General features: G+C 74.1%; 12 protein-coding genes. 4 read left to right on the top strand and 8 right to left on the bottom strand.

What is annotated here, in order from left to right; genetic code table 11:
- Positions 1-286: 286 nt before the first annotated feature.
- A complete protein-coding gene (locus ACFVVA_RS13455; RefSeq protein ID WP_387688885.1) occupies positions 287-2,245 on the top strand; it encodes a serine/threonine-protein kinase in 1,959 nt (652 codons plus the stop codon).
- Between the two features lie 66 nt (positions 2,246-2,311).
- On the opposite strand, the gene ACFVVA_RS13450 is transcribed toward ACFVVA_RS13455, so the two are convergent.
- The gene (locus ACFVVA_RS13450) at positions 2,312-3,016 is read right to left on the bottom strand and encodes a hypothetical protein (protein WP_387688883.1); all 705 of its coding nucleotides are present in this window, start codon (positions 3,014-3,016) and stop codon (positions 2,312-2,314) included.
- 192 nt (positions 3,017-3,208) lie between these two features.
- On the opposite strand from ACFVVA_RS13450, the gene ACFVVA_RS13445 reads away from it, so the two are divergent.
- Positions 3,209-3,610: a VOC family protein gene (locus ACFVVA_RS13445; protein WP_387688881.1), complete on the top strand. Its 402-nt coding sequence runs from the start codon at positions 3,209-3,211 to the stop codon at positions 3,608-3,610.
- Positions 3,611-3,617: 7 nt separating this feature from the next.
- Here ACFVVA_RS13445 and ACFVVA_RS13440 read toward each other — a convergent pair whose 3' ends face one another.
- Together ACFVVA_RS13440 and ACFVVA_RS13435 are read right to left on the bottom strand one after the other, a co-directional pair.
- A complete protein-coding gene (locus tag ACFVVA_RS13440; protein ID WP_387688879.1) occupies positions 3,618-4,367 on the bottom strand; it encodes a helix-turn-helix domain-containing protein in 750 nt (249 codons plus the stop codon).
- A 92-nt stretch (positions 4,368-4,459) separates the two neighbouring features.
- Positions 4,460-5,974: an MFS transporter gene (locus ACFVVA_RS13435; protein WP_387688877.1), complete on the bottom strand. Its 1,515-nt coding sequence runs from the start codon at positions 5,972-5,974 to the stop codon at positions 4,460-4,462.
- Positions 5,975-6,313: 339 nt separating this feature from the next.
- On the opposite strand from ACFVVA_RS13435, the gene ACFVVA_RS13430 reads away from it, so the two are divergent.
- A complete protein-coding gene (locus tag ACFVVA_RS13430) occupies positions 6,314-7,078 on the top strand; it encodes a TetR/AcrR family transcriptional regulator (protein WP_380635475.1) in 765 nt (254 codons plus the stop codon).
- 57 nt (positions 7,079-7,135) lie between these two features.
- Here ACFVVA_RS13430 and ACFVVA_RS13425 read toward each other — a convergent pair whose 3' ends face one another.
- Both ACFVVA_RS13425 and ACFVVA_RS13420 read right to left on the bottom strand, forming a co-directional pair.
- The gene (locus ACFVVA_RS13425; RefSeq protein WP_387688874.1) at positions 7,136-7,909 is read right to left on the bottom strand and encodes an isocitrate lyase/phosphoenolpyruvate mutase family protein; all 774 of its coding nucleotides are present in this window, start codon (positions 7,907-7,909) and stop codon (positions 7,136-7,138) included.
- A complete protein-coding gene (locus ACFVVA_RS13420) occupies positions 7,906-9,411 on the bottom strand; it encodes a hypothetical protein (protein WP_387688872.1) in 1,506 nt (501 codons plus the stop codon). Before ACFVVA_RS13420 ends, ACFVVA_RS13425 begins: the two co-directional genes overlap by 4 nt.
- A gap of 187 nt (positions 9,412-9,598) precedes the next feature.
- Here ACFVVA_RS13420 and ACFVVA_RS13415 point away from each other — a divergent pair, with 187 nt between their 5' ends.
- Positions 9,599-10,300: an ArsR/SmtB family transcription factor gene (locus ACFVVA_RS13415; RefSeq protein ID WP_387688870.1), complete on the top strand. Its 702-nt coding sequence runs from the start codon at positions 9,599-9,601 to the stop codon at positions 10,298-10,300.
- 90 nt (positions 10,301-10,390) lie between these two features.
- Here ACFVVA_RS13415 and ACFVVA_RS13410 read toward each other — a convergent pair whose 3' ends face one another.
- The 3 genes from ACFVVA_RS13410 to ACFVVA_RS13400 all read right to left on the bottom strand — a co-directional run bounded on the left by ACFVVA_RS13410 (position 10,391) and on the right by ACFVVA_RS13400 (position 14,396).
- Positions 10,391-10,894, bottom strand: coding sequence for a DinB family protein (locus tag ACFVVA_RS13410; RefSeq protein WP_387688868.1), 504 nt, complete (start codon positions 10,892-10,894; stop codon positions 10,391-10,393).
- Between the two features lie 36 nt (positions 10,895-10,930).
- Positions 10,931-11,728 carry a VOC family protein gene (locus ACFVVA_RS13405; protein ID WP_387688866.1) on the bottom strand — a complete coding sequence of 266 codons (798 nt, stop codon included), beginning with the start codon at positions 11,726-11,728 and terminating at the stop codon, positions 10,931-10,933.
- Between the two features lie 178 nt (positions 11,729-11,906).
- Positions 11,907-14,396 (bottom strand): germacradienol/geosmin synthase, encoded by a 2,490-nt coding sequence (locus tag ACFVVA_RS13400; RefSeq protein WP_387688864.1) that lies wholly within the window; start codon positions 14,394-14,396, stop codon positions 11,907-11,909.
- Between the last annotated feature and the right edge of the window lie 219 nt (positions 14,397-14,615).

The raw sequence follows: 14,615 nt of genomic DNA, 5'->3' as shown, positions 1-14,615 counted from the left end.
GTCGTCTCACGGTTGCCGTTCCGGTTGTGGTCGGACGCGCCTCCCGCACCCGCCTGGCGGCGGCCAACGGTTGGCCGGCGCTCGGTCCCGAGAGGGGCGACGGGTGGGCGCGACGGGGAGGCGGGCTGTCGCGGGGCCGTGGGCCGTGAAAGCCAGGGGCGGTGTGATCGTCTGATGATGATTCCGTGACCGTGATCCCGTCCCACGGGTGGTCCCGGACCGATAACGTCTGCTCCGGACGCGAGGGGTGGGGACGGCCGCGCCCGGCGTCGAGGGGAGCGTGGGCATGCAGCCGCTGGCAGCGGACGATCCGCGGCGGGTGGGCGAGTACCGGCTGCTGCGGCAGCTCGGGGCAGGCGGGATGGGCCGGGTCTACCTCGGCCGGACGTCGGGCGGGCGGACCGTCGCCGTCAAAGTGGTCCGTCACGACCTCGCCGGGGACCCCGAGTTCCGGGCCCGGTTCCGCCAGGAGGTGGCGGCCGCCCGACGGGTCGGCGGCACGTGGACGGCACCCGTCCTGGACGCGGACACCGAGGGCGACCGCCCCTGGGTGGCCACCGGCTACGTCGCCGGCCCCGCGCTCAACGCCGCCGTACGGGAGTTCGGGCCGCTGCCCGAGCCGGCCGTGCGAACTCTCGGAGTCGGTCTCGCCGAGGCGCTCACCCATGTGCACCGCCTCGGCCTGGTGCACCGGGACGTCAAGCCGTCGAACGTGCTGCTCAGCCTGGACGGCCCCCGGCTGATCGACTTCGGCATCGCCCGCGCGCTGGACGCCACCACCGTGCTCACCCAGTCCGGCCAGGTGTTCGGCTCGCCGGGCTTCATGTCGCCGGAGCAGGTCAACGCGCTGCCCGCCGGGCCGGCCGGCGATGTCTTCTCGCTCGGCGCGGTGCTCGCGTACGCGACGACCGGCAGGCTGCCGTTCGGCTCCGGGGTGAGCGCGCCCGTCCTGCTCTACCGGGTGCTGCACGAGGAACCCGACCTCTCCGGACTGCCCGGCCCGCTGCACTCGATCGTCCGTGACTGCCTGTCCAAGGACCCGTCCGGCCGCCCGACGCCCGAACGGCTCCGGGAACGGCTGGACGGCGACGGCGCGGCCGCCGCCCGGCTGGGGCAGGGCCACTGGCTGCCGCCGGCCCTGGCGGCGGCGGTCGGGCGCAGCGCCGTGCAGCTGCTGGATCTGGAGGGGGAGCGGGAGGCCCGGGAGGGGACGACCACGGAGGAAAGGGCCCCGGAGGAGAGGACCACGGAGGAGAGGACCGCCGCCCCTGGTGCGGAGCCGGTGGTCGCGGCCCCGGATCCCACCGGGCGCTCGGTGGTCGCCGAGGTGGCGAGGGCGCAAACGGGCGAGGCCGCGAGGGCCGTACCGGGCGGCGGTGCGTACGAGGTTCCCGGTACAGCTGGGGTTCCCGGTACGGCTGGTGCAGCCGGGGCCGGGATGCCGGGCCCGCCGGGTTTCGGCCCACCGCCCGTAGGGCTCGTCCCGCCCGTCGAGCCCTGGACGCCGGCCCCGGCCCCGGCCCCGGTGCCACCGGCACCGCTCACGGCGCCGACGGCGGTGCCGGGCTACGGGCCGCACCCGCCGCGGCCACGCGGCCGACGGAGGTACGGCGCGCTGACGGCCGTGCTGGTCGGCGCACTGCTGCTGGGCGGCGGGTACCTGATGGTCGAACAACTACGGAAGAACGACGGGGACACCGGCGCATCGAACGCCGGGCGGACCGCCCCGACCGGGGGTGGGGCGGCACCCACCGCCCCGGTTTCGAAGAGCCCGGATCCGAAGAGCCAGGAACCGAAGGGCCCGGAACCGACCGGCGCTGCCTCCGCTCCGGCCGACGACAGCCCCTCGCCCGGCGCACCCCCCTCGGACTCGGGGCCGGGCGTCGTCCCCGCGAAGTTCCTCGGGACGTGGGTCGGCGAACGCACGGCCGCCGGCGGGGAGGTCACCACCGTCGTCCTCACCGTCGTCCAGTCGGCGGAGAGCGAGGAGAAGAGCAGGATCCGCACCGAGAGGCCGCAGTCCGGCACCTGGTGCGAGGGCGCGTGGACGCTCTCCCAGGCCAGCGAGAACCGGATCACCTACGCGCACCGGGTGACCGGCTCCTCCCCCGGTACGAAGTGCCTCGCCGACGAGGACCACGGGGTGGTCTATCCCGCGATCACGATGCTGCCGGACAACACCCTCCGGTACAGCATGGACCTGATCAAGCCGGACCAGTTCATGGTGCTGCGGAAGAAGGGCTGAGGCCGACGGCGGCCGCGGGCGGTACCCGGGCGGCCCGCCCGGGTACCGCCCGCGGGTCTGCGCGGGCTACTGGAGGATGTTGATCGCGCGGGCGATCACCAGGGCTCCGACCATCAGTGAGACGGCGGCCTGGGCCATCATCAGCGTCTTGGCCCACCTCCGGATCGCGGAGACGTCGGTCGGGCTGAAGGCCGTGGCCGTCCAGAAGGACAGCGAGAGGTAGTCCGCGAAGATCGGCACCCAGTCGGGCGGTGCGTGGTGCGAGTGCTGCATCTCCGGGAAGACGAACGCGGGGTCGGCGAACGGACGGTACGCCCGCGCGGCCGCCCCGCCCCGGTCCAGGTCCCAGTACCAGAGCGCGAACGCGATGACATTGGTCGCCCAGACCACGCCGCCGGTCGCCAGCAGGCCGGTGGCGTTGTTGGCGTAGATCTTGTTGCCGGTCAGGATGTCGGCCACCAGCCGCCCGGCGGCGAACAGGTTCGCCAGCGTCACGAACGCGATCACCAGGTCGGTGACCACGCGCAGCCACCGCCGCCGGCGGTCGATGCGACCTGGGTCACCGACGACCAGCACGACGAGCAGGACGAGCAGGACCGCCGGCAGCACCCACGGGGGACTCTCCCGATAGGTCTCGGGGAGCAGGACGTGCAGCAGGGCGGCGATCAGCACCGCGGAGACGACCGGCCACCACCGCTCTCCGGCCCGGGCGGGGGCCGTGCCGGGCGATGGGTGCTCGGGCGGCGGCCCCGAGGAGTCCGGTGTGGGCATGACCCATTCTGATCCGGCGCCGCGACCCGCGCGGGGAGCGAGCGCGTCGGGGTGTCGGTGCCGCTTCGGGGCGGGCCCCGGCCAGGCGGATCGGGTGGGCGGACCGGGCGGGCGGACCGGGCGGACCGGGCGGGCCCCGGGTGTCCGATTCGTTCAAGACCGGGTGCGTGGGAGGTGTCTAGCGTGGCAGGCATGAACAGCACATCTGCACCGCAGTTCGCCTTCGTCGGGCTGGCCGTTTCGGACATGACCGCCTCGGTCGCCTTCTACCGGAGGTTGGGGGTGGAGTTTCCGGCAGGGGCCGAGGGGGAGCCGCACGTCGAGGGCACGTTGCCGGGCGGGCCGCTGCTGGTGCTCGACGCCGAGGCCACCATCCGGTCGTTCCATCCCGGGTGGCAGCCGCCGAGCGGCGGTACGCGCACCGCGCTGGCGTTCCGCTGCGCGAGTCCCGCGCAGGTGGACGCGGTGTACGAGGAGTTGACCGGCGCCGGGTACCACGGGGAGCTGAAGCCCTGGGACGCCTTCTGGGGGCAGCGGTACGCCGTGGTGCACGATCCGGACGGCAACGGGGTGGATCTGCTCGCGCCGCTGTAGGGGGAGGCTAGGAGAGCAGTAGCGCGGTGACCGGCATGCCCGTCAACTCCCGTACGTCGCGGGCCAGGTGGGCCTGGTCCGCATAGCCGGCCCGGGCGGCCGTTTCGGCCAGTGGGACGCCGGCGCGGGCGAGGGCCAGGGCGCGTTGCATGCGCAGGATCCGGGCGAGGGTCTTGGGGCCGTAGCCGAAGGCGGTCAGGGAGCGGCGGTGGAGTTGGCGCGCGCCGAGGCCGACCGTCCCGGCCGTCGCGGCGACGGACCGCCCGGCGGCGAGCGAGGCGGCCACCGCGCGGATCAGCGGGTCCTCGGGCGGTGCCTCGGCCGCCAGGCGCAGGGCCAGGGCTTCCAGTGCGGCGGCCGGGTCGGGGGCCGCGCCGATGCGTTCGGTGAGGTGTCGGACCTCGGCGGCTGGCCGCAGGTCGGCCAACTCGACGCGGCGGTCGCGGAGTTCGTGGGCGGGGACGCCGAGCAGGGCGGGGGCGGCACCGGGGCGCAAGCGCACGCCGACCCATGGGCCGCGCAGTCCGGGGCCGGGGCGGAAGGCGCGGGTGTCCGGTCCGGCGACCAGCAGCCGGCCTTCCGTCCACAGCAGGTCCATGCAGCCGTCGGGCAGGACGGCCCCGGCCGAGGCATCGCCCCTACGTCCGGCATCCGCGCCCGTACGTCCGGCATCCGTACGGCCGGGGGCCCGCTTCGTCCACACGACCGCGCCGGGCAGTCGGGACACGCGCTCCAGGTACGGGGAGGACGGGTCCATGAGGTGAGGCTACGCGTCCCGGGAGGCGAGCGCGCGGGCGCGTCGTTGGCCCCGGCCGCCCGGGGCGGCCGGGGCCAACGGCCCGGAGGGGGTCAGCCGACCCGCTCGGCCGTGGGCTCCGTCGGGGTCCCGGCCGTCCCGTCGGCGGTCTTCCGGCCGTCGCGCATCAGCACCAGGGTGAGCGCCGCGGCCGCGACGACCGCGATGCCGCCCACCGTGAAGGTGGTGGAGGTGGCGGTGTTGAACGCCTCCCGGGCGGCCGCGACCAGTCCGCCGTCCCCGGTGGAGCCGCCCAGCGCGAGCGCGCCGGTGATGTCGTGGCGGGCGGCGGTGGGGGCGGCGTCGGGCATCGCACCGGTGTAGGTGCTGGAGAGCACGGTGCCGAGGATGGCCACGCCGAGCGCCGCGCCGGACTGCTGGATGGTGTCGTTGAGCGCGGAGCCGACGCCGGCGTGCTCGCTCGGGATGGCGCCCATGAGCGCGTTGGCGGCGGCCGGCATGCCGAGGCCGGAGCCGACGCCGAGCACCAGCATGGCCAGGGCGACCTTGGTGAAGCCGTCGCCGACCGAGAGGGTGGCCAGCAGCCCGAAGCCGCCCGCGATGATCAGCATGCCGATCGAGGTGAGCACCCGCGCCGGGACCTTCTTGCCGAGCACCGCGCCGAGCGCGTTGAACACCAGCGAGGCGATGGCCAGCGGGATGAAGGCGAGGCCGGTGTCGGTGGGCGAGAACTCCAGCACGAACTGGAGGTACTGGGTGAGGACCAGCATCAGCCCGCCGGTGGCGAAGGTCAGCAGGACGAGCGAGAAGCTGGCGCCGGTGAAGACCCGGTTGCGGAACAGGTTGAGCGGGACCATCGGCGAGTCGGTGCGGACCTGCCGGACGGCGAAGCCGGTCAGCGAGGCCACCGCGAGCAGGAGCGCGCCGAGGGTGCTCACGCTGGTAAAGCCGTCCCGGGGCAGCACGATGATCGACCAGACCAGCGCCGTCATGCCGACCATCGACAGCACCATGCCCGGCAGGTCGGGTCGGCGCCACGGTCCCTTGGACTCCGGCATCAGCAGCACCGCGGCGATGATGGCGACCGCCGCGATCGGCACGTTGAGCAGGAAGACCGCGCCCCACCAGAAGTGCGCGATCAGCGCGCCGCCCAGCACCGGACCGCCGACCAGGCCGACCATGGCCACGGCGGTCCAGGCGGCGATCGCCTTCGGGCGTTCCTCGTCGTCGAAGACGGTGATCAGGATGGAGAGCGTGCTCGGCATGACCAGCGCGCCGCCGACGCCCATCAGGACGCGCCCGGCGATCAGCTCACCGGAGCTGCCGGCGTAGGCCGCGACCAGTGAGGCCGCGCCGAACAGCGCGAGTCCGACGATCATCACCTTCCGCCGTCCGAAGCGGTCGGAGAGGCTGCCCGAGGTGAGCAGCAGGCCGGCGAAGACCAGGATGTACGAGTCGATGATCCACTGGATGTCCTGCGCCCCGGCCTTGAGGTCCTCCGCGATCGGCGGGATGGACACCGTGAGCACCATGTTGTCGATCACCAGCACCAGGCTGCTGAGACAGAGCACGACCAGAATGAGCCAGCGCTGCGGATGACGTTGCACGGCGTTTTCCCCCTTTGAACTTCTCGCGTCGAACCCGGGTTTGAGCTTCTCGCTGCGAACCCGGGCTTCGGGCTTCGGGCTTCGGAATGAGCGCGCGAGCCGTGGCCGTGGCCGGCCGGAGCCGCGCGGAAGTCGTCGCGGGCACACCGCCCTCCGTCCCCAGGGGTACGGTGTGCGCCGCTCCGAACACTGTACGGACACCGCACACTGTTCGCAATGCCGCACGCCGTTCGATCTCCGCACACCGTTCGTTGGGCCGTACACTGTTCGCAGCGACCTGTGGCAAGCTGCGCCGCACCGGACCGGGTCCGGCGATCGACGACTGGCGAGGAGGGCCCGATGGCGGCCAAATCAGAGGACGGCACGACCCCGGGCATCCCCCTGCCGTGGAACCGCCCCCAACGACGGCGGGAGCAGCCCTCCCTCAGTCGCGAGCAGATCGTCGCCGAGGCCTTCGCACTGCTGGACTCCGACGGCATCGACGCGCTGAGCATGCGCAAGCTCGCCGCCCGGCTGAACGCTGGCGCGACCTCGCTCTACACCCACGTCGCCAACAAGGAGGAACTGCTCGCCCTGGTCGTCGACCAGGTCTTCGGTACCCTCCCGCAGCCGGAGGCCGAGGGCTCCGAGGACCCGAAGGTCTGGCGCGCGAAGATCATGGAGTGCGCCGAGAGCATGCGCGCGACCATCATTCGCTACCCGTGGATGGTCTCGGTGATCGGCGACGTCGGGATGATCTACCTCGGCCCCAACTGGATGCGCATCTCCGAGTCCCTGCTGGCCGTCCTGGACACGGCCGGCTTCGAGATGGGCGACGCGAACGACGCGATGAGCGCCGTGATGGGCTACACCATCGGAACCGCCTGCGTGGAGGCCTCCTGGGTGAGCTCGCTGGCCCGCAGCGGCCACGACGAGCAGGAGTGGATCAACCGGCTCCTGCCCACCGTCATCGAGGCCACCAAGGAGTTCCCGCGACTGCACCGGCTGTACACCACCGAGGTTCCGGGCGAGGTCGAGGCGGGCCGGGACAGCAGCTTCGCCCGGGGCGTCAACGTCATCCTGGACGGGATCGAGGCGGCCCGCACCGCCCGCCACGGGGCCTGAGGGCGCCGGCCCTGGGGCGCCGGCCCTGGGGCGCCCGTCACCGCTCCCCGGAGACGCTCAACTCCCGCTGAGGGCCTGCACCTCCGCGTACCCCGGCACCGGACCGACCGGCTCGCCGGCCGCGACGGCCGCCGCCGTGGCCACCGCCGCCGCCAGTGCCGCGCGGTACAGCAGCGAGCCCAGGCTGACCCGGGCCACCCCGAGCGCGGCCAGCTCGGCGAGGCCCGGGCCGGCCGGCGTCCAGAGGATGTTCAGCGGGACGGAGAGCATGCCGACCAGCCGGCCGATGGCCGCCGGATCGGCCAGCCCGGGGACGAACACGCCGTCCGCGCCCGCCCGCTGGTAGGCGTCCAGGCGCCGGAGCGCCCCCGCCTCGGGGGCGTCCTGCCCGCACCAGTAGGTGTCGGTGCGGGCGTTGACGAACAGCTCCGGCACGGCCGCCTTCACCGCCGCGATCTTCGCGGCATGGCGGTCGACGGGGGTCAGCGAACCGTCCGCCCGGCCGTCCTCCAGGTTGATGCCGACCGCTCCGGCCTTCGCCAACTCCACGGCCAGTTCGGCGACTTCGTCCGGATCGTCGCTGAAGCCGGACTCCGCGTCGACGCTGAGCAGGAAGCCGACCCGCCCGAGCCGGCGCGCCAGCCGTACGGTCTCCGCGCGGGTGGCGGCGGCACCGTCGGGCAGGCCGGCGACGGCCGCCACACCCAGGCTGGTGGTGCCGATCGCGGGGTGTCCCTGGGCGGCGAGGGCGACGGCCGAGGCGTGGTCCCAGGCGTTGGGGAGCAGCAGCGGACGGCCGGGGCGGTGGTGCAGGGCGGCGAAGGGGGTCATCGGGTCGTCTCCGTCGGGTCGTTCGTGAGGTTTCCGGTCGCGTTCGCCGGGGTGCCGGTCGCACCCTCCGAGTGGTCGGTCGCACCCTCCGGGTGGTCGGTCGCACCCGCGAGGCTGCCGAGCGCGCCGACCGAGTCCGCGTAGTAGTACCCGGCCCCGGAGACGTGCCGGACGATCTGCCGGAAGCTCCAGCCCGTCCCCGGCGAGTCGTCCAACCACTCGTCCGGCAGTGCGGTGATCCGCCGGGACCAGATCCCGGCCAACCGGGTCAGCCGGCTGCGGGCCTCGTCCAGGTCGGCGGTGGTGAACGGGGCCAGGTCGGCCGGGGTGGTGACCCCGGAGGCGTGCCAGTGGTCGGGCTCGGTCGGCTCACCGGCCACCCGGGCCTCCAACTCGGCGAGGTGGTCGACGAGATGGTCGGCGATACGGCGAACAGCCTTGTGCGGCGTGTAGGTTCGGCCGTCGGCGTTGAGGATCGGGCGACCGCCCCAGGCGGTCCAGCCGGCCGCCAGGGCGAGCACGCTCTCGACCATCTCCGGTACCAGGGAGGCGAGTTCGACCTTCCCCCGATCCGGCACGGTCGGCATGTCCGGCGCCCCGGCGTCCGCCGGATCGGAGGCGCCGTACAGGATGCCCTCGGCGATGACCAGCGCCTGCGAGCGGCCCGGGCAACTCCGGGGCGGAGCGCCGAAGGTGAGCGCGACGCCCTCCGGCGCCCCAGACTGGGCCGCCGCGATGTCGAGCAGGACCCGCGTCCCGGCCGGTACCGCGACCCGGCCGACCTCGGTCGCCCGGGCGGCGAGCCGACGCATCGTCCGGACCGGCGGGTCCGCGCGCAGCACGCCGGCCAGACCGTCCTCGTGCCGGCGGGCGCCCTCGACCAGCGCGGCGGTGGCGTCGCAGGCCTGGACGAGCAGACCGATCCGGTTCGCGGCCGTCTCCTCGTCCCGGTCCCCCGCCGCGTCGTCCCCGTCCTTCGCCGCGTCCTCCCGGTCCCCCGCCGCGTCGTCCCCGTCCTTCGCCGCGTCGTCCCGGTCCCCCACCACGGACAGCAGCCGGGCCACCGCCGCGTCTGCCGCCGGGTCGGCCGCCACCTGGTCGGCCGGCGCATCGGCGAAGTACGCCCGGGACACCGTCGCGACATCCCGCGCCACGGCCTCCGGGTCGGCCAGGCCGAGCTCCGCCGCGAGCACCCGGACCACCCGCAGCCGGACGTCGGACTCGAAGCCGGCGGCCGCGGCCACCCGCAGCCGGTCCGGGTCCAGCCGCTCCAGCTCCGCCAGCACCAGCGCCCGGCGCCGGGCGTGCGGCTCGCCGGAACTGAACCTGGCGACGGCGGACCGCAGCCAGGCCACCGTGCCGGGGGCGGCGCCGGGCGCTCCGGGCGCGGACGGCCCGGCGGGCGGCGGGACCAGCGCCGGGTCGGCCAGCGCCGCCGTCACGTCCTCGTAGCGGGAGAAGGTCATCGTCGCGGGGCCGGAGGCCACCGTGGTTTCGCTCATGCCGTCATCGTGGCCCCGGGTCGTTTCGGCCCCGGCCGAACCGTGCGGGGGCGACCCTGGGGGCATGTCCCCGGCTCCGCTCCCCCACGCGGCCCCGCCGCCGCGACCGCCCCGTCCTCCGTGCGCCGCTCCGCCCCGGTACGCGACTCGGCGCCCGCACGCTCCCCTGTGCCCCGACCATGGAGGCATGACGCTCGCCGCCTTCGCCGCCCTGCTCGCCGACCCCACCCGCGCCGCCATCTGCACGGTGCTGCTCGACGGTCGCGCCTGGACCGCCGGTGAGCTGGCCCGCCACGCGCGCGTGGCGCCGTCCACGGCCAGCGAGCACCTGTCCCGGCTGATCGCGGGCGGGCTGCTGGCCGAGGAACGACAGGGCCGGCACCGGTACGTCCGGCTGGCCACGCCCGCGGTGGCAACGCTGATCGAGGACCTCACCGTCTTCGCCGAGTCCGGCACCGGCACCGGCACCGCGACCGCGCCGCGCAACCTGACCGAGGCCACCCGGCTGAGCGCCGAGGCCCGGGCCCGTACCTGCTACGACCACCTGGCCGGACGCCTCGGCGTGGCCGTGTCGGACGCGCTGTTCGCCCGCGGCCTGGTCACCGAGGAGGGCGGGCTGGCCGTCACCGGGCACGGCCGGGACTGGCTGGCCGCGCAGGCGATCGAGCTGCCGCCGCGCGCGGGCCGCCGGGGCGGACGCCCGGTCGTGCGCGGTTGCCTGGACTGGACGGAACGCCGCACCCACCTGGGCGGGGCGCTCGGCGCGGCACTCTGCCGGGCCGCCCTGGACCGCGCCTGGGTGGAACGGATCGGCTCCGGCCGGGCCCTTCGGGTCACCCCGGACGGCGGCCGGGCGCTGCGCGAACTCCTCGGCGTGGAGCTGCCCTGACAGCCGTCCCCGGCGCCACTCGATGCGCCGATCGAACCGTCGCTCGAACCGCCACTCGATGCGCCGATCAAAGTACCGGGCGACCGCCGCTCAGCCCATCGACTTCGCCCCGTCCAGCGACTCCCGGATGATGTCCGCGTGCCCGGCGTGCTGCGCGGTCTCGGCGATGAGGTGCAGCAGCACCCGCCGGGCCGACCAGGCCGTGCCCGGCGGGAACCAGGGCGCGGGCGGCAGCTCGTGGGCGAGGTCGAGGTCGGGCAGGGTCCGGACCAGCTCGTCCGTCCCGCGCGCCGTCCGCTCGTACTCGGCGAGCAGACCGGCCAGGGTGTCGCCCTCCGCCATCCGGAACTGGGCCGCCCAGGCGTCCGGGTCGGCGGCGCCCCCGTCCCCGCGCCGCATCGCCTCCGCGCCGCCGGTCATGAACCGCGCCCAGCGCGCCTCGACCGCCGCCACGTGCTTGATCAGGCCGCCGAGGCACAGCTCGCTGACCGTGGTGCGCTCGGCCGCCTGCGCGTCGGTGAGGTCCCGTACGGTGCGCCGCAGCAGTTCGCGGTGCTTGTCCAGCGTTTCGACGAGTTCCTCGCGCTCACCCATCGGCCACCCCTGCCGGTCGTCGTCCCGTCGGACGCATCAGACGTCCACCGTCTCCGGCTGCTCCCCTACCCGCCGACCGATGTCGATCAACCCGAAGGCCGCCCCCTGCGGGTCGCCGACCGCCGCGAACCGGCCGAACGGGCTGTCCATCGGCCCGAAATACACCTTGCCGCCACGGGCCGTCAGCCGGCCGATCGCGGCGTCGGTGTCGTCCACCGCGAAGTAGACGCTGATGTACGAGGGCGCCTCGGGCGGCAGGAAGTCCCCCTCCGCGCCCATCCGGCCGAGCACCGGCCGGTCGTCGACCTGGAACATCCGGTAGTCGAAGTCCCCGCCCGCCATCTTCTTCACGCCGAACGGGAAGACCGCCGGGAAGAAGGCGTCCGCCTTCGCGGGCTCGCGGGTCACCACCTCGGCCCAGGTGTAGGCGCCGGGCTCGCCCTGCTTCTCGAAGCCCTCGTGCCGGCCGGCCTGCCAGACGCCGAACACCACCCCGGCCGGGTCCTTGGCGATCACCATCGTGCCGAAGTCGCCGACCTGCATCGGCCCCATGACCACCTCGCCGCCGTTGGCGCGGATCCGCGTCGCGGTGGCACCGGCGTCCGGCGAGGCCAGGTAGAGGCACCAGGCGGACTGGGCCTCCGCGCCCGGCATCGGCGGCACGATCGCGGCGACGGCCTTGCCGTCCGCGTAGGCCTGGGTGTAGTTCCCGAACTCCGACGAGCTCTCGCCGAAGGTCCAGCCCAACACGTCGCCGTAGAAGGCCTTCGCGCCCTCCAGGTCGGTGAACATCGCGTCGGCCCAACAGGGTGTGCCCTCAGGTAGCGCAGCCATCTCTCTGCCCTCGTGTGTGGCGAAAGTGCGCGCGCCGGGGGGCGCACGCCGACCCCCGGTTCGCCAGCCTAGCCACGATGCGGCACACCCGCGCGGGCTGGACCCGCGCGGGTGCGACCCGTCGACGTCACCCGCCCTCCGGCGTCAGCAACCCTCCGGCGTCAGCCGCCCTCCGGCGTCACCCGCCCGCCGACAGGCGCAGCGAGGCCGTCCCCAGGCCGGTCGGGCCGAGCGGCACCGGGGGCGGCGGGACCGACGGGACCGGGGCGGTGGCGGACACCGGAACCTCGGCGGCCACCGCCGTGGCCGCCCGACGGGCCTGCGAGGCCTCCACCAGGTCCCGCTCGGCGCCGAAGTGCCGCTCCAGGTCGGCCGTGGCGTACCGGAGGCAGCCCTCGTGCCAGTTCAGGATGCCCGCGAGCCAGTTCTCCAGCTCCCCCACGTACCCGTCGAGCATCTCCCTGGCCGCCTGCTCCAGCCCGAAGTCCTCGTACATGACCGGGAGTTCCTTCTGCACCACGTGCTGGAACTGGCCCAGCCGCGAGTGCATCAGGTCGTCGACGATCCGGACCGCCGACTCGTAGTCGCAGCCGAAGAAGTTCTGCACCACCAGGACGGCGTTGTGCAGCTCGCCCTCGTACTCGATCTCCTTCTGGTACGAGAAGAGGTCGTTCATCATGCACGCGTAGTCCATCGCGGAGTTCTCCAGCGCGCGCATCGACCCGTGGTCGTACACCTCCGGCGGCACGGTCTGCCCGTGGCCGAGGCGGGAGAGGCTCGCGGTGAGCTCGGAGCCGAAGGTGGAGCGGCGCATCTCCAGGTAGTCCACCGGGTCCGGGATCCGGTTCTGGATCTGGTTGCTCAGCTCCCAGATCCAGCTGTCCAGCATCGCCTCGACCGCCACCCGGAACCGGCCCCTGGCCTCGACGGTCATCGGGCCGGCGGTGCGCTCCCAGATGTCGGCGAGGCCGCGCTCCAGCGCGTTGACGGGCTCCGCCGTGGGGGCGCCGTCCACCGGCATGAACAGGGAAAGCCTCGCGTTGGCGGCCTTGGCGCCGCCCAGGTCGCGGGTCCGCCCGAAGGCCCGGGGGTAGTAGTCGTCGGCCCAGGTGCCCCAGGCCAACCAGGCCGAGGAGATGTCGAGTTGGTCGGCCGTGGCGTCCGGGTGGAGGCCGGCCGCGCAGAGCGGGAGGTCGTAGTCGCGCATCGACTCGGCGTCCCAGATGCCGGATCCGGGAACGCCCGGCTCAGCCGCCAGCAGTCCCATCCGCTCGGCCCACGCGATCACGCGTTCCCGGGCACCGTCCAGGTGCGGGCTCAGCCGGAGCTCGTACGGCAGCTTGAACTCGGGCAGCAGGGACGGCCCGACGGCCTGGTACGGCACGTGGCCGTGCGACCGTGCCCGCCGCGCGGCCGGGCCCGCCGCGCCCTTGGCCGCCGGCGTCGAGCCAGTCGCCGCCGCCTTCGCCGTCTCCGCCGTGGCCGCCGTGGCCCCGGCGGCCGTGCTGCGCAGGATGTCCAGCGCCGAGGTCCCGATGCCGCCGATCGCGTACTGGTCCCACCAGTTGCCGCCTCCGGGCCCTCCCGGCAGACCCGGCAGGCCCGGCAGGCCCACCGGTCCACCGCCCGAGCCGGGAGCGACCTCGCCACCAGGACCGCCCGAACCCGCGGCCGCCCCACCGCCGTTCATGTACCGGCTGGACCGCAGGTGCCACTCGTGCCCGCCGGACTGCCAGTCCTGCAGGCCCTTGACGTACGCCGTGACCCGGGCGCGCCCCGCCGGGTCCAGCCCGGTCTCCGCGAACAGCACCGGCAGTTCGGTGAACACGGTGTTCTCGAACTGCTGGAGCCGCGAGGTGAGCAGGTCGTTGACCGCGTCCGCGGCCTCCTGGGTGGAGCACTCCAGGAAGCGCTCCAGCACCAGGACGCCGTTGCTCAGCTCGCCCTCGTCCTCCACCTCCCGCTGGTACGAGAAGATGTCGTTGCGCAGGTGCACCCCGTCGGAGAAGGCGTCCATCAGCACCCGCAGCGCCCGCGAACCCGACACCTCCTTCGGCACCTCGGCGCCGGCCGCGTACTCGACCAGCTGCGCGGACCAGGGCGCGCCGCCGACCTTGCGGCGCATCTCGATGTACTCGACCGGGTTGGCCACCCGGCCCTCGTTGATGTTGGCGAGCTCCCACAGCGACTCGTTGAGCAGGTTCCGGGTGCTCTCGGCGAACCGGATCCGCCAGTCCTCGCCCATCACCGGCACGGTGCGCCGCCACAGGTCGGCCAGGCCCGCCTCAACCGGGTTCTCCGGCTCGGGCAGCTCGGCGGCCGGGTCGGCCGGCATGAACAGCGGCAGCCGGTCGAGGTGGGCCTTGCCCGCACCGCGGTCGTTGGTGCGCTTGAACATGTCGAGGAAGTGGTCGTCGAAGAAGAAGACCCACACGTACCAGTCGGTGACCAGCGACAGCGCCTCGGCGGAGGCGTCGGGGTGGGTGTACGCGCAGAGCAGGCCGTAGTCGTGGGCTTCCAGGTCGGCCTGATCCCAGATTCCGGAACCCTCCAGCATCCCCATCTCCCGGGCCCAGTCGGTGGAGTGGGCCCGTGCCTCGTCCAGATGGGGGTTGAGGCGTGCCGGGTGCGGCACGTAGAAGGACGGCAGTTCGAACGGCTGGGTCACGGCGGGCGAGCCTTTCTGGACGCGTCGATTGGACCAAGAATGACCCGTCGTCAGCTCGCCGCACCGGCACAACAGAAACAGTCATATGAAATGACTCGTTCCCCCCGTTCGAAGCCACCCGCCCAGCCGAGCGCCCTCCCCCACCACGCACGCCCCCATACCCGCCCCGCGCACTCCTCCCCCGCGCACGCCGCCCCCATCGGAGCGGCGGGTCGGCGG

Origin of the sequence: Kitasatospora sp. NPDC058048 (assembly GCF_042885555.1) — a bacterium.
GTDB lineage: Bacteria > Actinomycetota > Actinomycetes > Streptomycetales > Streptomycetaceae > Kitasatospora > Kitasatospora lactacystinica.
This window is presented reverse-complemented; position numbering and strand designations above follow the sequence as displayed.

Bases quoted from the DNA above. Each gene is read 5' to 3' on its own strand.
- ACFVVA_RS13455 (WP_387688885.1), top strand. From the start codon at position 287: ATGCAGCCGCTGGCAGCGGACGATCCGCGGCGGGTGGGCGAGTACCGG.
- ACFVVA_RS13450 (WP_387688883.1), bottom strand. From the start codon at position 3,016: ATGCCCACACCGGACTCCTCGGGGCCGCCGCCCGAGCACCCATCGCCC.
- ACFVVA_RS13445 (WP_387688881.1), top strand. From the start codon at position 3,209: ATGAACAGCACATCTGCACCGCAGTTCGCCTTCGTCGGGCTGGCCGTT.
- ACFVVA_RS13440 (WP_387688879.1), bottom strand. From the start codon at position 4,367: ATGGACCCGTCCTCCCCGTACCTGGAGCGCGTGTCCCGACTGCCCGGC.
- ACFVVA_RS13430 (WP_380635475.1), top strand. From the start codon at position 6,314: ATGGCGGCCAAATCAGAGGACGGCACGACCCCGGGCATCCCCCTGCCG.
- ACFVVA_RS13425 (WP_387688874.1), bottom strand. From the start codon at position 7,909: ATGACCCCCTTCGCCGCCCTGCACCACCGCCCCGGCCGTCCGCTGCTG.
- ACFVVA_RS13420 (WP_387688872.1), bottom strand. From the start codon at position 9,411: ATGAGCGAAACCACGGTGGCCTCCGGCCCCGCGACGATGACCTTCTCC.
- ACFVVA_RS13415 (WP_387688870.1), top strand. From the start codon at position 9,599: ATGACGCTCGCCGCCTTCGCCGCCCTGCTCGCCGACCCCACCCGCGCC.
- ACFVVA_RS13410 (WP_387688868.1), bottom strand. From the start codon at position 10,894: ATGGGTGAGCGCGAGGAACTCGTCGAAACGCTGGACAAGCACCGCGAA.
- ACFVVA_RS13405 (WP_387688866.1), bottom strand. From the start codon at position 11,728: ATGGCTGCGCTACCTGAGGGCACACCCTGTTGGGCCGACGCGATGTTC.